At 74.0% G+C, this 23,826-nt stretch carries 22 protein-coding genes and 1 tRNA gene; 16 read left to right on the top strand and 7 right to left on the bottom strand.

What is annotated here, in order from left to right:
• The first annotated feature begins 54 nt into the window (after window positions 1-54).
• The 3 genes from O7607_RS21460 to O7607_RS21470 all read left to right on the top strand — a co-directional run bounded on the left by O7607_RS21460 (window position 55) and on the right by O7607_RS21470 (window position 1,461).
• The gene (locus tag O7607_RS21460; protein ID WP_269704948.1) at window positions 55-660 is read left to right on the top strand and encodes a TetR/AcrR family transcriptional regulator; all 606 of its coding nucleotides are present in this window, start codon (window positions 55-57) and stop codon (window positions 658-660) included.
• Window positions 661-751: 91 nt separating this feature from the next.
• Window positions 752-1,063, top strand: coding sequence for a hypothetical protein (locus tag O7607_RS21465; RefSeq protein ID WP_269704949.1), 312 nt, complete (start codon window positions 752-754; stop codon window positions 1,061-1,063).
• Window positions 1,060-1,461, top strand: coding sequence for a hypothetical protein (locus O7607_RS21470; protein WP_269704950.1), 402 nt, complete (start codon window positions 1,060-1,062; stop codon window positions 1,459-1,461). Before O7607_RS21465 ends, O7607_RS21470 begins: the two co-directional genes overlap by 4 nt.
• Before the next feature lie 56 nt (window positions 1,462-1,517).
• Here O7607_RS21470 and O7607_RS21475 read toward each other — a convergent pair whose 3' ends face one another.
• Window positions 1,518-2,930, bottom strand: coding sequence for an alkaline phosphatase PhoX (locus tag O7607_RS21475; protein WP_269704951.1), 1,413 nt, complete (start codon window positions 2,928-2,930; stop codon window positions 1,518-1,520).
• A 184-nt stretch (window positions 2,931-3,114) separates the two neighbouring features.
• On the opposite strand from O7607_RS21475, the gene O7607_RS21480 reads away from it, so the two are divergent.
• From O7607_RS21480 to O7607_RS21495, 4 genes are all read left to right on the top strand, one after another.
• Window positions 3,115-5,643 carry an FtsK/SpoIIIE domain-containing protein gene (locus O7607_RS21480; RefSeq protein ID WP_269704952.1) on the top strand — a complete coding sequence of 843 codons (2,529 nt, stop codon included), beginning with the start codon at window positions 3,115-3,117 and terminating at the stop codon, window positions 5,641-5,643.
• Between the two features lie 58 nt (window positions 5,644-5,701).
• Window positions 5,702-6,481: a hypothetical protein gene (locus O7607_RS21485; protein ID WP_269704953.1), complete on the top strand. Its 780-nt coding sequence runs from the start codon at window positions 5,702-5,704 to the stop codon at window positions 6,479-6,481.
• Between the two features lie 172 nt (window positions 6,482-6,653).
• Window positions 6,654-6,917, top strand: coding sequence for a DUF6244 family protein (locus O7607_RS21490; RefSeq protein ID WP_269704954.1), 264 nt, complete (start codon window positions 6,654-6,656; stop codon window positions 6,915-6,917).
• A gap of 167 nt (window positions 6,918-7,084) precedes the next feature.
• Complete coding sequence (locus O7607_RS21495) at window positions 7,085-7,888, top strand: lipase family alpha/beta hydrolase (protein WP_269704955.1); 804 nt, start codon at window positions 7,085-7,087, stop codon at window positions 7,886-7,888.
• Window positions 7,889-7,956: 68 nt separating this feature from the next.
• Here the strand turns inward: O7607_RS21495 and O7607_RS21500 are convergent, their stop codons facing one another.
• Window positions 7,957-9,549: a GMC family oxidoreductase gene (locus tag O7607_RS21500; RefSeq protein ID WP_269704956.1), complete on the bottom strand. Its 1,593-nt coding sequence runs from the start codon at window positions 9,547-9,549 to the stop codon at window positions 7,957-7,959.
• Between the two features lie 91 nt (window positions 9,550-9,640).
• A complete protein-coding gene (locus O7607_RS21505) occupies window positions 9,641-10,507 on the bottom strand; it encodes an aldo/keto reductase (RefSeq protein ID WP_269704957.1) in 867 nt (288 codons plus the stop codon).
• 176 nt (window positions 10,508-10,683) lie between these two features.
• Between O7607_RS21505 and O7607_RS21510 the strand changes: the two genes are divergently transcribed.
• The 6 genes from O7607_RS21510 (at window position 10,684) to O7607_RS21535 (ending at window position 18,019) form a co-directional block, all read left to right on the top strand.
• Window positions 10,684-11,049 (top strand): YciI family protein, encoded by a 366-nt coding sequence (locus tag O7607_RS21510; protein ID WP_269704958.1) that lies wholly within the window; start codon window positions 10,684-10,686, stop codon window positions 11,047-11,049.
• 279 nt (window positions 11,050-11,328) lie between these two features.
• Window positions 11,329-12,777, top strand: a complete 1,449-nt coding sequence (pyk, locus tag O7607_RS21515; protein ID WP_269704959.1) for a pyruvate kinase — start codon at window positions 11,329-11,331, stop codon at window positions 12,775-12,777.
• Window positions 12,774-13,649 (top strand): acyl-CoA thioesterase, encoded by an 876-nt coding sequence (locus tag O7607_RS21520; RefSeq protein ID WP_269704960.1) that lies wholly within the window; start codon window positions 12,774-12,776, stop codon window positions 13,647-13,649. Before pyk ends, O7607_RS21520 begins: the two co-directional genes overlap by 4 nt.
• A 71-nt stretch (window positions 13,650-13,720) precedes the next feature.
• Entirely contained in the window at window positions 13,721-14,188 is a 468-nt protein-coding gene (locus O7607_RS21525; protein ID WP_269704961.1) for an RrF2 family transcriptional regulator, read from the top strand.
• A 132-nt stretch (window positions 14,189-14,320) separates the two neighbouring features.
• Window positions 14,321-15,385, top strand: a complete 1,065-nt coding sequence (locus O7607_RS21530; RefSeq protein WP_269704962.1) for a sulfite exporter TauE/SafE family protein — start codon at window positions 14,321-14,323, stop codon at window positions 15,383-15,385.
• Window positions 15,386-15,748: 363 nt separating this feature from the next.
• Window positions 15,749-18,019, top strand: a complete 2,271-nt coding sequence (locus O7607_RS21535; RefSeq protein WP_269704963.1) for a rhamnogalacturonan lyase family protein — start codon at window positions 15,749-15,751, stop codon at window positions 18,017-18,019.
• 167 nt (window positions 18,020-18,186) lie between these two features.
• Here O7607_RS21535 and O7607_RS21540 read toward each other — a convergent pair whose 3' ends face one another.
• Both O7607_RS21540 and O7607_RS21545 read right to left on the bottom strand, forming a co-directional pair.
• A complete protein-coding gene (locus O7607_RS21540; protein ID WP_269704964.1) occupies window positions 18,187-19,182 on the bottom strand; it encodes an LLM class flavin-dependent oxidoreductase in 996 nt (331 codons plus the stop codon).
• 61 nt (window positions 19,183-19,243) lie between these two features.
• Window positions 19,244-19,723, bottom strand: a complete 480-nt coding sequence (locus O7607_RS21545) for an Lrp/AsnC family transcriptional regulator (RefSeq protein ID WP_047894721.1) — start codon at window positions 19,721-19,723, stop codon at window positions 19,244-19,246.
• Between the two features lie 83 nt (window positions 19,724-19,806).
• Between O7607_RS21545 and O7607_RS21550 the strand changes: the two genes are divergently transcribed.
• Complete coding sequence (locus tag O7607_RS21550) at window positions 19,807-20,982, top strand: trans-sulfuration enzyme family protein (RefSeq protein WP_269704965.1); 1,176 nt, start codon at window positions 19,807-19,809, stop codon at window positions 20,980-20,982.
• 6 nt (window positions 20,983-20,988) lie between these two features.
• Here the strand turns inward: O7607_RS21550 and O7607_RS21555 are convergent, their stop codons facing one another.
• Together O7607_RS21555 and O7607_RS21560 are read right to left on the bottom strand one after the other, a co-directional pair.
• On the bottom strand, window positions 20,989-21,723 hold the full coding sequence (locus tag O7607_RS21555; RefSeq protein ID WP_269704966.1) for a transcriptional regulator: 735 nt from the start codon (window positions 21,721-21,723) through the stop codon (window positions 20,989-20,991).
• 47 nt (window positions 21,724-21,770) lie between these two features.
• Window positions 21,771-21,853 (bottom strand) — tRNA-Leu (locus tag O7607_RS21560).
• 81 nt (window positions 21,854-21,934) lie between these two features.
• Between O7607_RS21560 and O7607_RS21565 the strand changes: the two genes are divergently transcribed.
• Window positions 21,935-22,555, top strand: a complete 621-nt coding sequence (locus O7607_RS21565; RefSeq protein ID WP_194801284.1) for an ANTAR domain-containing response regulator — start codon at window positions 21,935-21,937, stop codon at window positions 22,553-22,555.
• A 37-nt stretch (window positions 22,556-22,592) separates the two neighbouring features.
• Window positions 22,593-23,801, top strand: coding sequence for a hypothetical protein (locus O7607_RS21570; protein ID WP_269704967.1), 1,209 nt, complete (start codon window positions 22,593-22,595; stop codon window positions 23,799-23,801).
• The last annotated feature ends 25 nt before the right edge of the window (window positions 23,802-23,826 follow it).

Here is a 23,826-nt window from a genome sequence, read left to right on the forward strand (position 1 = left end):
GGCGTGCCTCCATTAACCTAGCGGAGGGGTGCCTCCGGTTGCAAGGCGGAAGGGGTGACGCGCCTCATGGCCGACGCCGACGTGCCCGGTGAGGTCTTCTCCCGCCGCCCGAAACGGGCCGACGCCCGCCGCAACTACGACGCGCTGATCGCCGCCGCCCGCGAGGTCTTCGGCGAGCACGGCGCGGGCGCGTCGCTGGAGGAGATCGCCCGCCGGGCCGGTGTGGGCATCGGCACGCTCTACCGCAACTTCCCGCAGCGGCGGGACCTGTTCGAGGCGGTCTACGTCGAGGAGGTGCGCGCGCTCAGCGTCTCCGCCGCCGACCTGGCCGACGAGCCGCCGTGGGACGCCCTGGTCGGCTGGCTGCACCGGTTCGTCGCCTACGTGGCCACCAAGCGGGCGCTGGCCGAGGAGCTGGTGCACGACTCCGAGGTGTTCCGCAGCTGCCGCACCGAGATCTACGCGACCGGTGAGCCGCTGCTGCGCCGCGCCCAGGAGGCCGGGGCCGCCCGGCCGGACGCCGGATTCGACGACGTGATCCGGCTGATCAGCGGGCTGGCCGCGTACCAGTTCCCGGACCCGGCCCAGCGCGACCGCGTGCTGGCCATCGCGCTGGACGGCCTGCGCCCGCCGGCCGGTGCGGGATCGCCCCGGGTCTAGCCGAGGCCGAAGATGCCCGCTCGGAAGGTCCCATCGGGATGATTCCGCGTGGCGCAGGCCGCCGCTGGTGCGATCCGATAGCATCCTGAGTGTGACCGGACCGGTGAGCAAGAAGTCGTTCTCGCTGCCTGCGGATGTCGCGGAGCGTTTGGAACGCGAGCCGAACGCCAGCGCCTACGTCGTCGACGCCGTGCGGGCGCGGATGCGCGCCGAGGACCTCGATGCCGAGTTGGCCCGGCGCGGGATGACCGTTTCCGCGCAGGGGCGTGCACGTGCCCGGGCGCAGCGCGCGCAGGTGGAGCAGGAGTGGTCGCCCGGTCGCCGCCAGGCTCTGCGAGAGCGTTCGCGCCGGGCGGCACGGGAGATGGTCGGCGAGACCGACCGTCAGGCACCGGCGGCATGACCACTGAGGAACCGCCGGTCCGCCTGGTGCTGGACCGGTCGGCGTTGGTCGGCTACGTGGCCGGTTCGATGCATGTGGCCGAGCCGCTGCACGAGGTCGCGCACGACGGCGTGCGCTTCGGCGTGCCAGCGGTCGTCGTGGCCGAGGCCTTGGCGGTGATCGACGAACCGGGCGACCGCGCGGTGCTGCACCGGCTGTTGGCGCGTCCCGCCTGCGCTGTTCTGCCGACCTGGGGCGAGGACTGGCAGGAGTTGGCCTACTGGCGCAGGATCACCGGCCGGGTCGATCTCGCGGCGGCGGTGATGGCCGTTCTCGACCACGACGCAAGTGTGCTGACCAGCGAGGGTAAGGCATACGGCGACGGGGGAGACCTTCCCGTCATCGCCTTTCCCGGCTGACCGGAGGCGCCGGCCGGCGGCCCCTGAGCGAGAACCGCCGGCCGCTCGCAGTCCCGTCAGCGGTGCCCGTTGCCCGGCCGCCCCCACGGTCCGGTGATCGCGAACACGTACCCCGGCGACTGGATGTTGGCGAACAACGTCTTGCCGTCCGCGCTGAACGTCGGCCCGGTGAACTCGCTGTCGTTCAGCTCGTTGCGCGCCAGCGGGTACGCAGTGCCCTGCTCGGTGACGCCGACCAGGTGCGACACGCCCTCGCCGTCCTCGGCGAGGATCACCCCGCCGTACGGCGAGACGGTGATGTTGTCCGGCCCGTCGTAGTTGCCGTGGTCGGCCTCCGGGTCGGTGTTCACCCCGAAGATGGTCTTCAGCGTGACGGTCTGCCGGCGCGGGTCGTAGAACCACACCTGCCCGTCGTGCTCGTGCGCGCTGCCGTCGTCGAGCCGGGCGTAGCTGGCCACGAAGTACGCGCCGCCGTCGCCCCACCAGGCGCCCTCCAGCTTGCGGCTGCGGGTCACCTCGGCGTCGGTGAACTGCTTGCGGACCGACACGGTCCGGGCGTCGCGGTCGGGCACCTCGACCCACTGGACCCGGTAGCGGGTGCCCGGCGTGGTGGCCTCGGACAGGTCGGCCACGTGGTCGTCGCCGCGCAGGCAGCGCATCGCGGCGAGGCTGCCTGCGGTGCCGCCGTCGGGTCGCTGGGCGAGCGCCCGCAGCGCGCCCTTGCCGGCCCGGAAGCCGGGCGGCGGCGTCCACCGGAAGTACAGGCCGTTGGGCCCGCTCGCGTCCTCGGTCAGGTAGATCGAATGGGTGTACGGGTCGACAGCCACCGCCTCGTGGGAGTACCGCCCGAGGAACGTCAGCGGCACCGGGCCGGTGTTCGCGGAGCGGTCGTGCGGGTCGACCTCGAAGACGTACCCGTGGTCCTTCAGATACCGCCCACCGGCCCGCTGCTCGGTCTCCTCGCAGGTCAGCCACGTGCCCCACGGGGTGATGCCACCGGCGCAGTTGTTGTGCGTGCCGGCCACGCTCACGTACTCGCGCAGCCGCCGCCCGTGCCGGTCCACCTCGATCGTGGTGGTGCCGCCGCGGGCGCCCGGGTCGTAGGTGAGGCCGGCCAGCGCCGGCACCGGGTACGGCTCGTCGCCGCCGATCTCGTGGTTGTTCACCAGCACCGAGCCGTGCGGGCCGCGGAAGCAGCCGGTGCCGTCGGCGTCGCTCGGGGTGGGCTGCCCGGACTCCAGCAGCGTCGCGCCGGCCTGCGCGACGACCGTGTACGAGAAGCCCGGCGGCAGCGCCAGCAGGCCGGCCGGGTCCGGCACCAGGTCGCCGTAGCCGACGGCGGGGCGGCACGCGGGCCGGGCCGCGGCCGGTCCGGCGATCGCCTCCAGGCTGCCGGTCACCACGATGCCGAGTCCGCCGGCCGCGCCGCCGCGCAGCAGGGCCCGCCGGGAGAGAGGTGAGGAGGTCACGTCGTCGCCTTCCTGTGCGCACGATTGCCTGGGGGAAGGCAAGCGGGCCCGGGGGAACGGCAAGCGGCCGGGCCGCTCGCAGCCGGGTGAACAGCTGACGAATCCCGCGTGCCGAGCGCCTCGTGCCGGTGCGGCGCGGGTCCGTTAGGGTTCCCCTCGATCGCAAAACGTCGGAGGGCGGACGGTGGGCAGACTCGCTTCGGCGTACCGGCAGGCGGTCGATCGGCATCGACGGGCGGTGCGCCACTGGGAGGCGGCCCGGCGGCTGCTCGGCGCCGCCGGCCCGGCGCCGGTCGGCAGCCCGGAGCTGGTCGCGCGGCTGGCCCGCCTCGGCGGTGAGCTGGCCGCCGCGGTGCCCGGCACCGCCCGCGTCGCGACTCACCCCGTTCCGGTACGCCTCGGCGCGGCGACCACAGTGGACGGCGCGTTCCCGGTGCTCGTGCCGGTGGGGGCGGGCGCGCACCTGGCGATCGACGCGGACGCCCGCGACCCGCGCGTCGGCGAGCTGCTGCGGGCGGTGGTGGTACGGCTGCTGACCGCCGCGCCGGCCGGCGCGATCCGGGTCGCCGGCATCGACCAGGCGGCCTTCGGCGCGGCGTTCCTTCCGCTGCGCCCGCTGCACGACGCCGGTGTGCTCGCCGCGACGGCGACCACCGAGGCGGAGACGACGGCGCTGCTCGAGCTGGCCGAGCGCCACGCGCGTACCGCCCAGCGATCCGCGCCGGAGGACCGCGAGCTGCTGGTGGTGGTCGCCGCGTCCGCGCCCCCGCCCCGGGAGCTGGCCCGGCTCGCCGCGCTCACCCACGCCGGCCCGGCCGCCGCGGTCTGCGTGCTGCTGGCCGGCCACCCGCCCGCCGGGCCGCCCGCCGGGCCGTCCGCCGCGCCGCCGCTGGGCGCCACCACCCAGCTGCGCCTCACCGAGCGGTACACCCTCGTCGGGGACCCGCCCGGCCGTCCGTTCAGCGCCGACGGCAGCGGGCTGGCCGCACCGGTGGTGCTCGACGGCGACCCCTCGCACGCCACGGTGACCGCGCTGGCCCGCCGGTACGCCGAGACCGCCGGTCAGGACGGCGTCACGTTCGCCGACCTGCTACCCGCGCAGCGGTGGGCCGGGTCCGCCGCTTCCGGGCTGCGTACCGTGCTCGGCCGGGCCGGACGCCGGCCGCTGAGCGTGGCGTTCGACGACGCCACCCCGCACTGGCTGGTCGGCGGGCGGACCGGCGCCGGCAAGACGGTCCTGCTGCTCGACGTGCTCTACGGGCTGGCGGCCCGCTACTCCCCGGCCGAGCTGAGGCTGATGCTGCTCGACTTCAAGGAGGGCGTCAGCTTCACCGAGTTCGTGCCCACCGACCGCGACCCCACCTGGCTGCCGCACGCCGACGCGGTCGGCATCGAGTCCGACCGCGAGTACGGCGTGGCGGTGCTGCGCGAGCTGCGCGCCGAGCTGGGCCGCCGCGCCGACCTGCTGAAGCGGCACGGGGTCAGCCGGCTGGCGGACCTGCCGCCGAACGCCCGGCCGCCCCGGATCGTCACCGTCGTCGACGAGTTCCACGTGCTGTTCGCCGGCAACGACGCGCTGGCCCGGCAGGCCGTCGACCTGATCGAGGAGCTGGCCCGCAAGGGTCGCTCGTACGGCCTGCACCTGGTGCTGGCGAGCCAGAGCACCACCGGCATCGAGGCGCTCTACGGCCGGGCCGAGGCCATCTTCGGGCAGTTCCCGCTGCGGATCGCGCTACCCGGCGGCGACGCCGTGCTGGACCCGCGCAACGACGCCGCGCGCGGGCTCACCGTCGGCACCGCCGTGGTGAACACCGGCGCGGGCGCGCCCGGCTCGGACGTGGAGGTGCGGTTCCCCGATGCGCACGCCGCCTCGGCCGACCTCGCCGCGCTGCGCCACGAGCTGCACGCGGCCCGCCCGGCCGGGTCACGCCCGCCTGCCGTCTTCCGGGGACACGAGACGCCCCGGCTCACCGACGACAGCGCCTGGACCGCGCTGACACCCGGCGCCGACACGCCGTACGCACTCGTCGGCCGCGTGGTCGACGTGGCCGGCAGTCCGGCCGGGTTCGCGCTCGACGCCAGTCCGGGCCGGCACCTCGCCGTGGTCGGCACCGCCGCGGCCGGCGCGGACGTGCTCCGGTCGGCCGCCCTGTCGCTGGCCCGCCAGCACGCACCCGGCACCGCCCGGTTCCTGTTCGCCCCGCTGGCGCCGGGCACCACGGAGGCCGCCGACGACCTGGCCATGACGCTGGCCGCAGCCGGGCATCCGGTCCGGCGCCTCGACGCCGACGCGCTGCGCGCCCAGCTCGCCGAGGCCGCCGCCGGCGACAGCCCGGCGTCCGGGCGCACCTACCTGGTGGTGTTCGGCATGGACGCCGCCGCCACGACGCTGGCCGCCTCCGACCCGGCGACGTTCCGCTCCGGGTACGACGACCTGCGCGCCGTGCTGCGCCAGGGGCCCGCGCGCGGCACGCACGTGCTCGGCTGGTGGCGCGGGCTGCGCCGCCTCGCCGACGACCTCGGCGGCAGCGGGCACCGCGACGACGTGACCGGCCTGGTCGCGCTCAACGTTCCCGCCGCCGACCTGGGCCTGCACCTCGGCGTGCACGACCTCGCGTACGCGCCGCGCGACGGCCGCGCCCTCCTGGTCGACCGGCACGAGCACCGCACCGCGCTGATCGTGCCGTTCGCCGCCGGGGGAGATATCACGTGAGCGCGAGGAGTGAGCCGGGTTTGCGAGCCCCGCAGTCGCGAACGGAAGACGGCCCAGCATGAGCGGATTCGACGAGTACGCGGCGCTGCTGCGGGAGCTGTCGACCCGGCAGCGCGGCGGTGAGCGGGAGATCGCCGCCGAGGCGGAGCGCCGCCGCGGCCTCCAGTCCGCCGTCGACACGCTCGGGCAGCGCCTCGCCGCCCAGGGGCAGCACCTGGACCGGCTCGGGCAGGCGATCGGCGTGCCGATGACGTCGGTCCCGGCGGAGGCGCCGGCACCGGCGATGGCGGCCGGCGGGGGAGCGCCGGGTTCCGCGCCCGGACCGGGGGACGGGGTGACCGGCGGCGCAGCCGACGCGCCGGGGCGGCCGGATGTCGGGGCGTACCCCTCGGGGGGTGTGCCGGCCCCGCGGGCGGGTGACCCGGCGGCGGAGCTGGCGGCGGCGGGGCGGCTCGCCGAGGAGGCCGACGGGTACGGGCAGCAGGCCGACGCGCTGGCCCGCACGCCGGTGCTGCTGCCCACCTGGTCGGCGCCGGCGCGGGCGGTGGTGGTGTACGCGGGCTGCGCGCTCGCGGGCTCGCTGCTGATGCTGATCGCGATTGTGGGTTCGTCGCTGCCGGTGACCGGGCTGGACCTGGTGGCGGCGCTGTCCTGCGCGGGGGTGCCGCTGCTGTCCTTCGTGGCCGGTCAGGTGGTGCTGGCCCGCTGGGGCCGCCCGGTGGTGGAGGGCGACGCCCCGCCGGCCGGCCGGTACGTGCCGCTCGGTTTCGTGATCTGTGCGCTGGTCTCCCCGTCCTTCTTCTGCCTCTACCTCCTCCTGTTCCGCCTCCTGCGCTGACGCCCTGCCCGCCCGCCCCGCCCTCACCCCACGCCGCTTCGTCGATCATGGAGTTGTGGCCCCGAGGGCGCGGCATATGTGGCTTGTGGGCGGGCGGAAAGTACAAGATCGCGAGGACGGCGGGGCGGGGTGGGGCGGTAGGCTCGCGGGGTCGGTGAGCTGGGGAGGGCGTGTGAGCGCGGCGGAGATCATCGCGAGGCTGGCGGCGGCGGCTCAGAAGCTCGACGAGGCCAAGGCGCGCACCGCGGCGGCGGCGCAGGACGCGGCCGAGGCGCGGGCGCTGGTGGCGGGCGCGCTGGAGGGGGCCACGGCAGGGCCGCTGATCGGGGTCATCGACTCGTACCGGCAGGCGCTGGCGCAGGCCGCGCAGGGCGGGGAGCCGGCCCGGCAGCACGTACGGGAGACCATCGCGAAGGTCCAGGCGCTGGGCAACTGAGCCCGGTCCGGCATGCCGGTTTGCGCGCAGGGCGCGACAAGGGTTACCGCCGCGTAACTTTTCATTGACGTGTGTGAAATCGGACACGCATCATCGTGTCCACGATCGATCGGATCCCACCCGTCCCCCCGGGCCCGCCCGGGTGCCTCCCCCCGGAGGTGCAGCCCATGCTGCTCCGAACGATCCTGGCCGCCACCACCGTCGCCGCCACCGTCCTGCTCGTCCCGGCCGCCGCCCAGGCCGCCGCCGAACCCGCCGCGCCGCCGGCCACGGCCACCGTCGCCACCGCCGCGCAACGGGCCGCCGCCGCGGCCGCCGACCCGGTGATCGTGGTCGGTGGCCTGAGTGGAATCTCCATCGCGTACGAGCCGATCGCCGCCCGGCTGCGCGCCGACGGCTACCGCGTCTCGATCTTCCAGTTGCCGAACCTCGGTCTCGGCGACATCCGCGAGTCCGCCCGCGCGTTGTCGTCCTACGTGGACGGGGTGCGCGCCACCACCGGAGCGGCCCGGGTCGACCTGGTCGGCCACTCGGAGGGCGGCCTGGTCAGCCGCTGGTACGTCAAGTACCTCGGCGGCGCGGCGACCGTCGACCAGTACGTCAGCCTGGGCAGCCCGCAGTACGGCACCTACGTCGCGAACCTGGTCGCCGTCCTCGGGCTCGGCAGCTGCGCCGGGGTGATCGCCTGCCAGCAGATGACCATCGGGTCGAGCTTCCTCGCCGACCTCAACGCCGGGGACGACACCCCCGGCCCGGTGCGCTGGGCCACCGTACGCACCTGGCAGGACGAACTGGTCCGGCCGGTGGACAACGCCGTGCTCGCCGACGGCGCCACGAACATCCTGGTGCAGGCGTGGTGCCCGCTGCGGGTCGTCGGCCACCTCGGGCTGGTGCTGGACGGCACCACGTACACGGCGGTGCGTCAGGTGCTCTCCGGCGCCGCGATCCAGCCGAACTGCTTCGCGGTCTGAGCCACCCGCCCGGGCCCGCCGCCGCGCGGGCCGGGCACGTCCGGCCGGGCCGTCGCGCGTGCCGTCGGTCAGTCCGCGTCCCGCCCCGTGATCACGTCGGCGGCCCGCCAGGCCAGCCCGGTCACCGGGGCGCTGGTCCAGCCCGCCACCATCACCGGCAGCACCGACGCGTCGACCACCCGCAGCCCGTCCACGCCGCGTACCCGCAACAGTGGATCGACCACGTGCTCGTCGCCGGTGCCCATCGCGCAGGTGCCGATGGCGTGGTAGCCGCAGTAGCCGCGCGCCACCGCCGCCTCGACGATCTCCGCGTCGGTAGTGGTCGCCGTACCGGGCACCGTCTCGCCCTGGATGCGCTTCGCGATCGGGCCGGTGCCGAAGAACTCCCGCATCCGGCGGAACAGGTCCACCGCCACCCGCCGGTCGTGCGCGGTGGTCAGATAGTTCGCCACGACGGCCGGCGGCGTACGCGGGTCCGCGTCGGTGATCGCCAGACTGCCCTCGCTGTCCGGCCGGCTGACGGTGCCCAGGCACATCAGGCCCGGCTCCCGTTCCAGTTCGAGGGCCTTGCCGGGCCGCGGTGGCGCGGCGGAGAACGGCGCCATCAGCAGGTGCGCGTCCGGGCGGTCCAGGTCCGGCCGGGACTTGATGTGCGCCGCGACGTCCAGCACCGGCAGGGCGAGCGGGCCGCCCCGGGTGAGCAGCCAGCGCAGCGCCGCCCGGGCCTGCCCGAGCGGGCTGCCGATGGTCATGTTGTGGCCGCCGGGTTCGGTGAGGCGGTACTGCAGGACTATCGACCGGTGCTCGCGCAGCCCGGCGCCGACCCGGGGCCGGTCGAGCAGCACCGGCACCCCGGCGGCCCGCAGCGTGTCCGCCGGCCCGATGCCGGAGACCTGCAACAGGTGCGGGGTGGCCAGGGCGCCCGCGGCGAGGATCACCTCACCCGCTGCCCGGTACGTGGTCTCCCGGCCGCCGTGCGCCACCCGTACCCCGGTGGCCCGGCCGCCCTCGACGAGCACCCGCAGGACGACGGCGCCGACCTCGACGGTCAGGTTGGGCCGGCGCCGGACCGGGTGCAGGAACGCGTCCGCGGCGCTGACCCGGCGTCCGGCGTGGATGGTGGCGGTGGGGTAGCCGATCCGCTCGTCGTCGTGGGCGTCCAGGTCGTCGGCGCGGCGCCAGCCCAGCTCGGCGCCGGTGGCCACCATCTCCTCGGCGAGCGGGTCGGTGCCGGTGGCGATGGACAGCCGCACCGGGCCGCCGGTGCCCCGGTGCGGTGCGGGGCCGAGCGGGTGGTCCTCCAGCCGCGGGAACACCCGGCCCATGACCGACCAGCCCCAGCCGAGCGGCTCCAGGGCGTCCCAGTCGTGCGCCGCGCCGCGGCTCCAGATCATGCCGTTGACCGAGGTGGAGCCGCCGATCATCCGTCCGCGCTGCCAGATCTCCTGGCGGCCCGGCCCGGTGGTGGCCGGGTAGTGCCAGGCGGTGCGCTCGTCGTCCATCAGCCGGGAGAACGCCTTCGGCACCCGCACGTACGGGCTGCGGTCCCAGCCGCCCGCCTCCAGCAGCAGCACCCGGGTGCCCGGATCCTCGGTGAGCCGGTTCGCCAGCACGCAGCCCGCCGCGCCGGCTCCCACGATGACGTAGTCGAACTCCTCCACAGGGGACCCCCACTCGTGAGAATCCCTCTGACCGTAGTTGCCCGGTCACCGTCTGCGAAAGGGGCCGGTCGGGGGAGGTGCGGTGGCCGGGTCAGGCGGCCCCGGCCAGCGCCTCGAACTCGGCGTCGGTCAGCTCCACCTCGGCCGCCGCCACGTTCTCCTCCAGGTGCGCCACCGACGACGTGCCCGGGATCGGCAGCATCACCGCCGACCGGCGCAGCAGCCAGGCCAGCGCGAGCTGCGCCGGGGCGGCGCCGTGCCCGGTCGCGATCGCGTCGAGTGGTCCGCCGGGGCGGGCCAGGTTGCCGGTGGCGATCGGGAACCACGGGATGAACGCCAGGTCGTGGCGCTCGCAGTGCTCCAGCACGTCCTCCGCGCTGCGGTCGGCCAGGTTGTAGAGGTTCTGCACGGACACGATCGGCGCGATCGCCCGGGCCGCCTCGATCTCCTCGACGCCGACCTGGGACAGCCCGATGTGCCGGATCTTGCCCTCCTGGCGCAGCAGCGCCAGCTCGCCGAGCTGGTCGGCCAGCGGCACCTTCGCGTCGATGCGGTGCAGCTGGTAGAGGGGGATGCAGTCCAGGCCCAGGTGGCGCAGGCTCAGCTCGCACTGCTGGCGCAGGTACTCCGGGCGCCCCACCGGCCGCCAGTCGTCCGGGCCGGCGCGGGTCAGCCCGGCCTTCGTCGCGATGACCAGATCGTCGGCGTACGGGTGCAGCGCCTCGCGGATCAGCAGCTCACTGACGAACGGCCCGTACGAGTCGGCGGTGTCGATGAACGTGACGCCCAGCTCGTACGCGCGGCGCAGCACCCGTACCGCCTCGGCCGGATGCTTCGGGTCACCCCACACGCCCGGCCCGGTGAGCTGCATCGCCCCGTAGCCGAGGCGGTCGACCGGCAGGTCGCCACCGATCCGGTAGCTGCCCGACGCCTTGGCGGGCTGGGTGCTGGCGGCCATTCGCGGTCCTCCCGGGCTCGTACGCGGTCGCGGGCCGTCGCACGCCCGGACGCGGGAGCTTTCCCCGAATCGGACCGGCGAAGCCTCCCGACGACCAGCCGGGCAGTTGCGGCGAGCAGCCTCGGCACACCGGCCCGCCGTGGGAGGCTGGGCGGAACGGTGCTCAGGAGGTGCGCATGGCCGCGACGCCACAGCTCGACTTCGCGCTGGACACGTACGAGTGCATCGTGCTCTACCCGGGGCCCTCGGGGCGGGCCCTGCCGGACGAGACGGTGCAGCGGCTGCAGGCCGAGCACCTCCAGCACATGCGGGCGCTGCAACGGCGCGGCATCGTGCTCGTGGACGGATCCGTCGACGGCCCGGCGCGGGAACCCGACCCGCCGATCGGTTTCGGTCTGGCCCGCACCGGCTCGGTGGACGACGTCCGCAGCGTCATGGAGGCCGACCCGGCGGTGCAGGCCGGGCTGTACCGGGTCGAGGTGCTCACCTTCCTCTGCCCGGCCGGCTCGCTGGAGTTCCCGCTGGTCAAGACGGAGAGCTGAGGCGCGGCTCGCGCCCCTCCGGCGGCACCACCCGCTGTCGCGTACCCGCCCACCGCCCACCGTCGACCGGCAGTGGGCGGCGGCGCTACCGTGCCCCCGGCCGGCCTCTGGCGGGGAGCGGTACGATTTCTCACCGCGCGGTCGCCGATGCCCGCCACACGACGTCGCGGTGCGGTACGCCTACCGCCCGCCCACGCGGTTGACGCGCGTCGTTGGACAACTGTTCCGCAGCTCGCAAGGGGTCGGCCGGGAGGCCGATCCGGAAGAGAGACTAGCCTGATGGGCGTGACACGCCGCGCGAAGATCGTCTGCACTCTCGGCCCCGCCACCGCGTCCCCGGAGCGTATCCGCGGGCTCGTCGAAGCCGGCATGAACGTGGCGAGGCTCAACTTCAGCCACGGCAGTCACGCCGACCACGAGTCGGTCTACCGGCTGGTCCGGGAAGCGGCCGAGGCGGCCGGCAAGCCGGTCGCCGTGCTCGCCGACCTCCAGGGCCCCAAGATCCGTCTCGGCCGGTTCGCCGACGGCCCGCACGAGTGGCGTACCGGCGACTCCGTCGTGATCACCGGTGACGACGTCGTCGGCACCAAGGAGCGGGTCTCCTGCACCTACCGCAAGCTGCCCCAGGAGGTGAAGCCGGGCGACCGGCTGCTGATCGACGACGGCCGCGTCGCGGTCGAGGTCAGCGACGTCACCGGTAACGACATCCGGTGCCTGGTCACCGAGGGTGGCCCGGTCTCCAACAACAAGGGCGTCTCGCTGCCGAACGTCGCGGTGAGCGTCCCGGCCCTGTCCGACAAGGATGCCGAGGACCTGCGCTTCGCCCTCGGCCTCGGCGTCGACCTGGTCGCGCTGTCGTTCGTCCGGTCGCCGGAGGACATCAAGCTCGTCCACTCGATCATGGACGAGGAGGGTGTGCGCCGCCCGGTCCTGGCCAAGGTCGAGAAGCCGGAGGCGGTCGACCACCTGGAGGCGATCGTGCTCTCCTTCGACGGCGTCATGGTCGCCCGCGGCGACCTCGGCGTCGAACTGCCGCTGGACCAGGTGCCGCTGGTGCAGAAGCGCGCCGTGCAGCTGTGCCGGGAGAACGCCAAGCCGGTCATCGTGGCCACCCAGATGCTCGACTCGATGATCGAGAACTCCCGTCCGACCCGCGCCGAGGCGTCCGACGTGGCCAACGCGGTGCTCGACGGCGCCGACGCGGTGATGCTCTCCGGCGAGACCAGCGTCGGCAAGTACCCGGTCCTCACCGTCAGCACCATGGCGAAGATCATCACCACCACCGAGGCCGGCTCGATCGCCGTCCCCCGGCTGCAGCACGACCCGCGTACGCACGGCGGCGCGCTCACCGTCGCCGCCTCGTCGATCGCCCGGGCCATCGGCGCCAAGGCCATGGTCGCGTTCTCGCAGACCGGTGACACCGTCAAGCGCCTGGCCCGGCTGCACTGCGACCTGCCGCTGCTGGCGTTCACGCCGGTGCCGGAGGTGCGCAACCAGCTCGCGCTGTCCTGGGGCGTGGAGACGTTCCTGATGCCGTTCGTCCAGCACACCGACGACATGTTCCGCCAGGTCGACCAGGCGCTGCTCGGCCTCAACCGGGCCAACCCGGGCGACTACGTGGTGATCGTGGCGGGCAGCCCGCCCGGCACCCCCGGCTCCACCAACACGCTGCGCGTGCACCAGCTGGGCTCGCTGGTCGACGCTGCCTCGGCACGAGCCCTCCAATGAGTGTGGCGACCGGGCAGGCGGCGGTCGACCAGCTGCTGGAGGTGCTCGACCTCGCCCGTACCGGGGAGATGACCTTCCGGGGGATGAGCCCGCCGGTGGGCCCGCAGCGGGTCTACGGCGGCCAGGTCGCCGGTCAGGCCCTGGTCGCGGCCGGCCGCACCGTCGACGCGGAGCGGGCCGTGCACTCCCTGCACGGCTACTTCGTGCGCCCCGGCGACCCGGCCGAGCCGATCGAGTACCAGGTGGAGAACGTCCGCGACGGCCGCTCCTTCTCGGTACGCCGCTCGGTGGCGCTGCAGCACGACAAGCCGATCTTCTTCATGTCGGCGTCGTTTCAGCGCCAGGAGGAGGGGCTGGACCACCACGCCCCGCTCCCGCCGGACGTACCCCGCCCGGACGACGTGCCGACCATGACCGACCGGCTCTCCCGCTACCCGGAGCGCCTCGGCATCTGGGGGATGATCCCGCGCCCGATCGACGTGCGGTACGTCGGCGAGCCCGGCTGGGTGCGTCCCGGTGACCGCCCGGCCGAACCGCACCAGCGGGTGTGGATGCGCCTTGACGGCAAGCTGCCGGACGATCCGCTGCTGCACGCGTGCGCCCTCACGTACGCCTCCGACCTGACGCTGCTGGACTCGGTGCTGTCGGTGCACGGCGAGGTGTGGGGGCCGGGCGGCGTGGTCGGCGCGAGCCTCGACCACGCCCTGTGGTTCCACAGGTCGTTCCGTGCCGACGAGTGGTTCCTGTACGACTGCTGGAGCCCGTCGGCATCGGGTGCCCGTGGCCTGGCCACCGGCCGGATGTTCACCACCGACGGACGGCACATCGCCAGCGCCGTCCAGGAGGGGCTGCTGCGGCGCGTCGGCGGCTGACCGTCCGGCCGGTGATCGTCCGGACGCGGGCCCGGCGGCCGGTCCGCATCGCAGCGGACTAACCTGGCCGTATGCGCCTTTCCGCCCGGGTCGACTATGCCCTCCGCGCGGCCGCCGAGCTGGCCTCCGTCGCGGACGGGACTGCCGAGCGGAGCCGCCCGGTGACCGCCGAGCAGATCGCCCGCGCGCAGGACATCCCGCCGAAGTTCCTGGAGAGCATCCTGCTGCAACTGCGCCGGGGCGGCATCGTGCACGCCCAGCGTGGCCCGGAGGGCGGCTACTGGCTGGCCCGGCCGGCCGGGGAGATCTCCCTGGCCGAGGTGATCCGCGTCATCGACGGCCCGCTGGCGCACGTACGCGGGCAGCGTCCGGAGCAGCTCGGCTACCAGGGTGCGGCCCGCGCGCTGCAGGACGTCTGGATCGCGCTGCGGGCCAGCGAGCGGGAGATCCTCGAGCTGGTCACCATCGCCGACGTGGCGGCCGGCGCGCTGCCCGGCCGGGTCAACGAGCTGGCCGCCGACCCGCGCGCCTGGAGCTGACGACCGCCTCCGCACGTCCGGGCACACCGTCCGGCGACTCCTACCAACCGGATGGGGGACTTGACCCGGGGTGCCCTCGTGCCGCATTGTCGACCAAGTTGATAGGAGATACCGAAAAGTCAGGGGGCGCTCGTGCGCAAGCTGCTGGTCCTCGCCCTCGTCGGGCTCGCCGCGCAACTCGTCGACGGCGCGCTCGGCATGGCGTACGGGCTGACCTCCTCGACGCTTCTCCTGTTCGCCGGTGTCGCACCGGCCGCCGCGTCCGCCTCGGTGCACCTGGCCGAGATCGGCACCACGCTCGCCGCCGGCGTCTCGCACTGGCGATTCGGCAACGTCGACTGGAAGGTGGTCGGCCGGATCGCGCTGCCCGGCGCCATCGGCGCGTTCGCCGGAGCGACTTTCCTCAGCTCGATCTCCACCGAGGCGGCGGCCCCGTGGATGGCCGCCATCCTGTTCACGCTCGGCGCGTACCTGCTGGTGCGGTTCTCCCGGCCGCTGCGCGCGAACCGGGCCGCCGGCCGGCTGCGCAGCCGTTTCCTCGCGCCGCTCGGCCTGGTCGCCGGCTTCGTCGACGCCACCGGCGGCGGTGGCTGGGGCCCGGTCGCCACCCCGGCGCTGCTGGTGTCCGGCCGGATGGAACCCCGCAAGGTCATCGGCTCGGTGGACACCTCCGAGTTCGTGGTGGCCGGCGCGGCCAGCATCGGCTTCCTCATCGGCCTGGGCTCCGAGGGCTTCCTGCTGCCGACGGTGGCCGCGCTCCTGGTCGGCGGCCTGATCGCCGCGCCGATCGCCGCCTGGCTGGTCCGCATCGTTCCCGCCCAGCTGCTCGGCGCCGTGATCGGCGGCGTGATCGTGCTGACGAACGCCCGCACGCTGCTGAGCGCCGGCGGCGTGGGCGGGTCGGTGCCGGTCGTGGTGTACGTGCTGCTCGGCGCCGCCTGGCTGGTCGCCGTCGGGCTGGCGGTGCGCGCGCTGCGCCGTACCCGCCGGGCCCGCGCCACTGTCGACGCGGCCCTGGCCGCCGCGCCGCCGGCCGAGGCGGGGAAGCCTGCCCAGCCGGGGGAGTCCGTCGAGCCGGCGGAGGCCGCGCAGCCGGGGCAGGTCCCGCAGCCGGGGCAGGTCCCGCAGCCGGTGGCCACCGCCGAGACCACCGAGGCCGCGGAGTCGCGGAAGCTCGCCGCCGCTGTCGAGGGCTGAGCCGCCCGCGGCCTGAACCGCGCGCCTCGCCTGGCCGTGCCGTCGCCCGGGAGGGCTCTGTCTCGGCCGGTCGCTCGCCGGGAGAGAACATGTCCCCTGACCGGTATGCCTCTCGGTCATATTTATGACTCTGAGGTATATCGGCTGTCGGTTCATTCCTTCGCGCCGTCGCCCGACCGCGCCGCCGCTCCACCGTTCCGCCGCGCTTGTGGGCGTGTCCGGCGGTGACCTAGGCTGACGAAGCGCGGAGCCGAATCACCGACGTCGATGCGTCGACGTCGCCCGTCGCGTCAGGGCACGTATCCGCCGGTCCGGGCAGGCCGGCGACCGTCGCGTGCCTGACCTCCGCGAAAGGCGTTCCCCGTGCACCCCACCACCCCTCGCCGCCGGATCGCGCTGCTCGCCGCGGCCTCGGCGGTCACCCTGTCGGCCGGCGCGCTCACCACGATGACTGCTGCCGCGGCGGCCGTCGCCTGCCGGGTCGACTACCGGATCACCAACCAGTGGAGCGGCGGCTTCGGCGCCGACGTGACAGTCACCAACCTCGGCGACCCGGTCAACGGCTGGACTGTCGGCTGGAGCTTCGCCGCCGGCCAGCAGGTCGTCCAGGCGTGGAACGCGACGGTCAGCCAGTCCGGGGCGCAGGTGAGCGCCCGCGACGCCGGCTACAACGCGGCCATCGGCACCGGCGGCACCGCGAACTTCGGCTTCAACGGCTCCTGGAACAACGCGTCGAACCCGGTCCCGGCCGCGTTCACGCTCAACGGCACCGCCTGCACCGGCGCGCCGTCGACCAGCGCGCCACCGTCGACGCCGCCACCGAGCACCACACCTCCGCCCACCACACCGCCACCGACCACACCCCCGCCCACCGACCCGCCGGCCGGGGCGAAGCAGATGGAGAAGCTCGACCGAGGGCTGGTCAGCGTCCGCTCCGGCAGCGGGAACCTCGTCTCCTGGCGGCTGCTCGGCACCGAGACCTCGGGCGTGGCGTTCAACCTCTACCGGGGCGGCACCAAGGTCAACGGCAGCCCGATCACCGGCGCCACCACGTACCTGGACAGCGGCGCGGCGGCCGGCTCGGCGTACACCGTGCGGGCCGTGGTGAACGGCGCCGAGCAGGCGGCGTCCGCGCCGGCGCTCCAGTTCGCCAACGGTTACCTGGACGTGCCGATCCAGCCCCCACCCGGCGGCACCACCCCGGCGGGGGAGGGCTACAGCTACTCGGCGAACGACGCGAGCGTCGGTGACCTCGACGGCGACGGCCGGTACGAGTTCGTGCTCAAGTGGGATCCGTCGAACGCCAAGGACAACTCGCAGTCCGGCTACACCGGCAACGTCTACGTCGACGCGTACACGCTCGCCGGCACCCGGCTGTGGCGCGTCGACCTGGGCCGCAACATCCGCGCCGGCGCCCACTACACCCAGTTCCAGGTGTACGACTACGACGGCGACGGAGACGCCGAAGTGGCCATGAAGACCGCCGACGGCACCCGCTCCGGCACCGGCCAGGTGATCGGCAACGGCTCGGCCGACCACCGCAACTCCAGCGGCTACGTGCTCGCCGGCCCGGAGTACCTGACCATGTTCGACGGCCGCACCGGCGCAGCACTTTCCACAGTCGACTACGACCCGCCGCGCGGCACCGTCTCGTCCTGGGGCGACTCGTACGGCAACCGGGTCGACCGGTTCCTCGCCGGCACCGCGTACCTGGACGGGCAGCGCCCCTCGCTGATCATGGCGCGCGGCTACTACACCCGCGCCGTCGTCGCGGCCTGGGACTTCCGCGACGGCACGCTGCGCAAGCGCTGGACGTTCGACTCGAACGCCTCCGGCAACGGCGCCGCCGCCGGCCAGGGCAACCACCAGCTCTCCGTGGCCGACGTCGACAACGACGGCCGCCAGGAGATCGTGTACGGCGCCGCCACCATCGACGACAACGGCCGGCTGCTGTACTCCACCGGCAACGGCCACGGCGACGCCCTGCACGTCGGCGACCTCGACACGTCCCGCGCCGGCCTGGAGATCTTCAAGGTCGACGAGGACGGCAGCAAGCCCAGCTCCTGGATGGCCGACGCGCGTACCGGGCAGATCATCTGGCAGACCGCGCCGAACGGCGACAACGGCCGCGGCGTCTCCGGTGACGTCTGGGCCGGCAGCCCGGGCGCGGAGTCCTGGTCGTCGGCGGTCGACGGGCTGCTCAACACCCGGGGGCAGAACATCGGGCGCAAGCCGTCGTCGGCGAACTTCCTGATCTGGTGGGACGGCGACCCGGTCCGGGAACTGCTCGACGCCACGAAGATCGACAAGTACGGCACCGGCGGCGAGACCCGGCTGCTCACCGGCAGCGGCGTCGCCTCGAACAACGGCACCAAGTCCACCCCGGCACTCTCGGCCGACCTGCTCGGTGACTGGCGCGAGGAGGTGGTCTGGCGTACCTCCGACAGCACCGCGCTACGGATCTACAGCACGCCGGTCACCACCGGCCTGCGCCTGCCGACGCTGATGCACGACCCGCAGTACCGGGTGGCGGTGGCCTGGCAGAACACCGCCTACAACCAGCCGCCGCACCCGGGCTTCCACCTGGGCGACGGCATGAGCACCCCGCCCGCCCCGAACATCTACCTGCGCTGAAACGGCAGGCACCGGGTCGCCGGTCGCGGAATCCGCTCCGCCGGCGACCCGGTGCACCACACCGCAGCATTCCCGACCCGTCCCGACCGGGAATGCCGTACCACCACCGAGGACAAAGTTAGGCGTCCCACGCGACGGTGCGGTGACGTGGCTATGAAGAGCGTGTTTCAGCCCTCCCGGCGCAGCCCGCCCGCCACCTTCTCGGCGATCAGCTCGAACGAGCGGACCCGGTCGGCCACGTCGTAGACCATCGTGGTGAGCATCAGCTCGTCCGCGCCGGTGCGCTCCAGCAACTCACCGAGCTGCCGGGCCACCGTCTCCGGCGAGCCGGTCGCCTGCCCGTCACGGCGCTGGGCGACGAACTCCCGCTCGAACTCCGAGTACGGGTACGCCGCCGCCTCCTCCGGCGTGACCAGCGGCTCCGGCCGCCCCGAGCGCAGCTTCAGGAACGACAGCCCGGCCGGCCCGGCCAGCCACTCGGCCCGCTCGTCGGTCTCCGCGCAGACCGCGTTGACGGCCACCATCGCGTACGGCCGGTCCAGCCACTGCGACGGCCGGAAGTTCTGCCGGTAGAGCTGCAACGCCGGGATCGTGTTCTGCGAGCTGAAGTGGTGCGCGAACGAGAACGGCAGCCCGAGCAGGCCGGCCAGCTGCGCGCTGAACCCGCTGGACCCGAGCAGCCACACCTGCGGCGACTGGCCGCGGCCCGGCGTCGCGGTGATCGGGCCCGGCTCGGCGCCGGAGAAGTAGTTCATCAGGTCGGCCAGCTCACGCGGGAAGTGCTCGGCGGACAGGCCCTCCATGGTGCGGCGCAGCGCCAGCGCGGTCACCTGGTCGGTGCCCGGCGCCCGGCCGATGCCCAGGTCGATCCGGCCCGGGTGCAGCGCCTCCAGGGTGCCGAACTGCTCGGCCACCACCAGCGGTGCGTGGTTGGGCAGCATCACGCCGCCGGAGCCGAGCCGGATCGTGCTGGTGTTCGCCGCCAGGTGCGCGAGCAGCACCGCCGGCGCCGAACTCGCGATCGCCGGCATGTTGTGGTGCTCGGCCACCCAGAACCGGCGGTAGCCCAGCTCCTCGGTGCGGCGGGCCAGCTCCGTGGTGTGTCGCAGCGCCTCACCGGCACTGCCGGTCGCCGCCACCGGGGCAAGATCAAGAACAGACATGGGTACGTCGATCACAGCGTGGTGCAACAGGCGACGTGCCGGAATTGTTCCGCCGGGTGCGCTACCCCATACCCCGGGCCTGCTCGAAGATCAGGCTGGTCTGGGTGTGCTGCACCGCCGGATCGACAGCCAGATGGTCGAGGACGAAGTCCCGCAGCGCGTCCCCGGAAGCGGCCCGCACGTGCAGCACGTAGTCCTCCGCGCCCGCCACGTGGAACACCGACACCACCCCTGGTAGCCGCACCGACCGGGCCCGGAACGCGTCCACGGCGGCCCGCTCGTGCGCCGTCAACCGCACCGACACCAGCGCCTGCAACGGCAGACCCACCGCCGCCGGGTCGACCTCGGCGTGGAACCCGCGGATCGCCCCGCACTCGCGCAGCGCCCGGGTACGCGTCAGGCACGTCGACGGCGCCACCCCCACCCGCTCGGCCAGCGCGTTGTTCGGCAGCCGGCCGTCGGCCGCCAACTCGGTGAGGATCGCGCGATCGGTGTCGTCCAGGCCGGCGAACGGCCGTACATCATTCGGTGCGGCAGGCATGTGACCATCCTTCACCGAATCGCCACCGGGCGAAAGCGCGACTCCCAGAATCTTGTTCGCTCCTATTGCCCTCTGCCATCGTCATGTTCGACGCTTCCGGCATGACTTCCGTGGACACCGCAGCCGTACACGCCGGGCGCGCCGACCTCGCCGGGCTCGGCGTCCACGTCCCGCCCATCGACCTGTCCACCACCAACCCGCTGCCCTCGGTGGCCGGCGGCGGTGACGACTACGAGACGCTCGCCACCGGCGGCACCCTCCCGGCCGGCGGCAGCGCCGTCTACCAGCGCCTCTGGAACCCCACAGTGGCCCGGTTCGAGACCGCGCTCGCCCAGCTCGAAGGCACCGCCGAGGCGGTCGCGTTCGCCAGCGGCATGGCCGCCCTCACCGCCGCCCTGCTCGCCGCCACCCGCGACGGCAAACGCCACGTCGTCGCCGTCCGCCCCCTCTACGGCGGCACCGACCACGTCCTCGCCACCGGCCTGCTCGGCACCGAGGTCACCTGGGCCACCCCCGCCGACGTGGCCGCCGCGATCCGCCCCGACACCGCGCTGGTGCTGGTCGAGACGCCCGCCAACCCCAGCCTCGACCTGGTCGACATCGCCGCGCTCGCCGGCGCCGCCGGTGACGTCCCGCTGCTCGTCGACAACACCGTCGCCACCCCGGTGCTCCAGCAGCCCGCCCGCCACGGCGCCGCGCTCGTGCTGCACAGCGCCACCAAGAGCATCGGCGGCCACGGCGACGTCCTCGCCGGAGTGATCGCCTGCGCTCCCGAGTGGGCCGCCCGGCTGCGCCAGGTCCGCGCCGTCACCGGCGCCGTCCTGCACCCGCTCGGCGCGTACCTGCTGCACCGCGGCATCCAGACCCTCCCGCTGCGGGTCCGCGCCCAGCAGGCCGGTGCGGAGAAGCTCGCCGCCTGGCTCGCCGGCCACCCCGCTGTCGAGCGCGTCCACCACCCGTCCCTGCACGACCCGGCCGGGCTGGTCGGCCGCCAGATGTCCGGCACCGGCAGCCTGCTCGCCTTCGAGGTACGCGGCGGCGCGCCCGCCGCGGCCGAGGTCGCCGGCGCCTGCGAACTGATCACGCACGCGGTGTCGCTGGGCGGCGTCGACACGCTGATCCAGCACCCGGCCTCGCTCACCCACCGGCCGGTCGAGGGCGACGCCAAGCCCAGTGGCGGGCTGCTGCGCGTCTCGGTCGGCCTGGAGGACCCGGAGGACCTGCGGGCGGACCTCGCGCGGGCGCTGGCGTCGATCTGAGGCTGCTCAGGACTTCGGGCCGACGTGTTGGTCCAGCACGGCGACCGCCTCCCGGCGGGCGACTGACAGGGACCACGGCAGATTCATCCGCCACGCGATGCCGAGCAGGTCGAGGGACCACTGGCACAGCGCCATGATGTCGGTGGAGCGGTTGGAGAACATGTAGCGGGGATAGACGTACTCCTTTCCGCGCACGACGACCCGGTTGGCGAAGCGGCAGCCGTCGGAGTGGAACAGGCCGCGCAGGAAGTCGCCCGGGTGGGCCTCGACGATGCTCCGCTGCCAGGCGGTCAGGACGATCGGGCGCTCGTGTTTCTTGCCCGGTCCGTGCTGGGGGAACAGGCACGGCCAGTGGAGTGCTGTGCTCTGTATGGCGACACAGCCGCGCTTCTGGATGCGCTGCACCTTGTTGGCCAACACCGCCCGCATCGCTGCGTCGCACTTCTCGATCAGGCTCGGCCAGGCGTCGGCACAGTAGATGCGGAGCACCGGCGTCCGGTCCGTGGTGACCAGGTGTCCGTCACCAAGATAGAGCCCGAGCAGGTAGGCGTAGGAGGCATGGTCGGGTGGGGCGTCCGGATTGGGGCGGCACCGGAAGCAGCGGACGGCGCTTCCGAAGATCGCCGGCTCTGGTCGGTCGACGCACCAGTGCCAGACCGTGGTGTAGGGCAGGGAGAGGCTGCGGGCTACCGAACGGATGTTGTGACCCTGGGCGCGAAGGGCGCGGGCTCGTGCCCGCATTTCGGGAGGATGCACAGCAGCATCCTCGAACAGATGTATGACAAGAGTGCCGGGAGCGGGATTCGAACCCGCAAGCCCTTTCGGGCAGAAGTGTTTGAGACTTCCGTGTATGCCGTTCCACCATCCCGGCGGGGTGCGGTAACTGTACCCGACTAGGCTCATGCGGGAGCATGTGTGGTGACCGTGCCGGGATCGATGGTGGGAGTGGCTCGTGGGCGAGATGCAGGCGGACGCCGAGCGCAAGCGCGTTCTGATCGCCGAGGACGAGGCGCTCATCCGGCTGGACCTGGCCGAGATGCTCGTCGAAGAGGGCTACGAGGTGGTCGGCGAGGCCGGTGACGGCGAGACCGCCGTCAAGCTCGCCGAGGAGCTCAAGCCGGATCTGGTCATCCTCGACATCAAGATGCCGATCATGGACGGGCTGGCCGCCGCCGAGCGGATCGCCGGCGCGCGCATCGCCCCGGTGATCATCCTGACCGCGTTCAGCCAGCGTGACCTGGTGGAGCGGGCGCGGGCGGCCGGCGCGATGGCGTACCTGGTCAAGCCGTTCCAGAAGAGCGACCTGGTGCCGGCGGTGGAGATCGCGCTGTCCCGCTACTCGGAGATCGCCGCGCTGGAGTCGGAGGTCGCCGGACTAACCGACCGGCTGGAGATCCGCAAGACCGTCGAGCGCGCCAAGGGTGCGCTGATGACGACGTACGGCATGACCGAGCCGCAGGCGTTCAAGTGGATCCAGCGCACCGCGATGGACCACCGGATGACCATGAAGGAGGTCGCCGAGCGGATCCTCGCGGAGACCGCCGGCGGCGAGGTGGAGCAGCCCACGCCCTGACCTGCCCGCGAGGTGTCCGATCGATAGGATCGGATCCATGCGCGTCCGGCCGGTCCTCGTCGCCGCTGCCGCCGCGCTGCTCCTGGCGGCCTGCCACGCGACCCCGCGGCCGCTGCCGCAGCCCGCTTCCGTACGCCCGCAGTGGCAGCCCGTGGAGCTGGCCCTTCCCGCCGGCGCCTCGGGGCGTCCGGTGCCGCGCGACGCGGTTCGGTGCGCCGGTCGGTGGTACGTGGTGGGCGGGCTGGTCGATCCGGCGGGGGAGACCCGTCCGGCGGCGTGGTCCTCATCGGACGGCGTGACCTGGTCGCCGATTCCGGTGCGCGCGCAGACGTTCTACGGCCGTCAGCACGTGCTCTACGCGGTCGCCTGCCGCGACGACGGGATGGCCGCGCTGGGCGCGAAGACCGGTGGCGTGCACGGCAATCCGCGTACCGGGACGTGGGTGTGGGGTCCGGGCGGGCCGTTGCGGGAGGTGCCGGCGGCGTTCGAGCTGTTCGGCGGCCCGCGCGCGGTGAGCGCGTCGCGGCTGGCGGCGGGGCCGGGCGGCTGGCTGGTCGCCGGTGCGCGCGCGGACGGCGCGGCGGTGTGGACGTCGCCGGACGCCGAGGGGTTCGTCCTGCGTGAGGGGGTCGCGGAGTTGGCCGGCGACGGCCGGGGCCGGACGGCGGCGTACGACGTGGCGGCGGTGGGGTCGGGCTGGCTGGTGGTGGGGGCGTTGCTGCCGCCCGGCGGGACGGCCCGGACGCCTCTCGCGTGGGCCTCGGCCGACGGCCGGGTGTGGCGGCGGGTGGCCCTGCCGGTGCCGGACGGGGCGGCCGGGGCGGCGGAGCGGGTGGTGCCGGCCGACGGCGGGCCGGTGGTCCTCGGTCCGGTGGGCGACCGGTTCGGGGTGTGGCGCGGGTGCGACGACTGCGGCTCGCGGTCCGCCGGTTCGGCAGGTGCGGCGCAGGGGTGGCGGCGCGTCGGCGGGTTCGGCACGTCGGGGCCCGGGGTGTCGTCGGTGGACGCGCTCGCGGCGTCGGGGCGGCGGCTCGTCGCGGTGACCGGGGACGGCGCTCAGCGACGGCTCTGGATGTCGCGTGACGGCGGCGTGTCGTGGCTTCCCGTGATCACTCCGGTGCCGGTGCCGGACGGTGGCGACGCGGCGCTGCCGGTGGCCGTCGGCGACGGCGGGCTGCTCGTGGTCGTCGACGACGGGAAAACGTCCCGCGCCTGGTGGGGGGCGTTGTCGACCATCGATCGGTAGCGGGTGAGGAGGTTCCAGCTCGTTA

It is taken from the genome of Micromonospora sp. WMMA1949 (assembly GCF_027460145.1).
Classification (GTDB): domain Bacteria; phylum Actinomycetota; class Actinomycetes; order Mycobacteriales; family Micromonosporaceae; genus Micromonospora.

What these genes read in the sequence shown, in the direction of transcription:
- O7607_RS21470 (WP_269704950.1), top strand. Translation starts at nt 1,060, where the DNA reads ATGACCACTGAGGAACCGCCGGTCCGCCTGGTGCTGGACCGGTCGGCG.
- O7607_RS21485 (WP_269704953.1), top strand. Translation starts at nt 5,702, where the DNA reads ATGAGCGGATTCGACGAGTACGCGGCGCTGCTGCGGGAGCTGTCGACC.
- O7607_RS21495 (WP_269704955.1), top strand. Translation starts at nt 7,085, where the DNA reads ATGCTGCTCCGAACGATCCTGGCCGCCACCACCGTCGCCGCCACCGTC.
- O7607_RS21505 (WP_269704957.1), bottom strand. Translation starts at nt 10,507, where the DNA reads ATGGCCGCCAGCACCCAGCCCGCCAAGGCGTCGGGCAGCTACCGGATC.
- O7607_RS21510 (WP_269704958.1), top strand. Translation starts at nt 10,684, where the DNA reads ATGGCCGCGACGCCACAGCTCGACTTCGCGCTGGACACGTACGAGTGC.
- pyk (WP_269704959.1), top strand. Translation starts at nt 11,329, where the DNA reads ATGGGCGTGACACGCCGCGCGAAGATCGTCTGCACTCTCGGCCCCGCC.
- O7607_RS21520 (WP_269704960.1), top strand. Translation starts at nt 12,774, where the DNA reads ATGAGTGTGGCGACCGGGCAGGCGGCGGTCGACCAGCTGCTGGAGGTG.
- O7607_RS21525 (WP_269704961.1), top strand. Translation starts at nt 13,721, where the DNA reads ATGCGCCTTTCCGCCCGGGTCGACTATGCCCTCCGCGCGGCCGCCGAG.
- O7607_RS21540 (WP_269704964.1), bottom strand. Translation starts at nt 19,182, where the DNA reads ATGTCTGTTCTTGATCTTGCCCCGGTGGCGGCGACCGGCAGTGCCGGT.
- O7607_RS21545 (WP_047894721.1), bottom strand. Translation starts at nt 19,723, where the DNA reads ATGCCTGCCGCACCGAATGATGTACGGCCGTTCGCCGGCCTGGACGAC.
- O7607_RS21550 (WP_269704965.1), top strand. Translation starts at nt 19,807, where the DNA reads ATGTTCGACGCTTCCGGCATGACTTCCGTGGACACCGCAGCCGTACAC.
- O7607_RS21555 (WP_269704966.1), bottom strand. Translation starts at nt 21,723, where the DNA reads ATGCGGGCACGAGCCCGCGCCCTTCGCGCCCAGGGTCACAACATCCGT.
- O7607_RS21570 (WP_269704967.1), top strand. Translation starts at nt 22,593, where the DNA reads ATGCGCGTCCGGCCGGTCCTCGTCGCCGCTGCCGCCGCGCTGCTCCTG.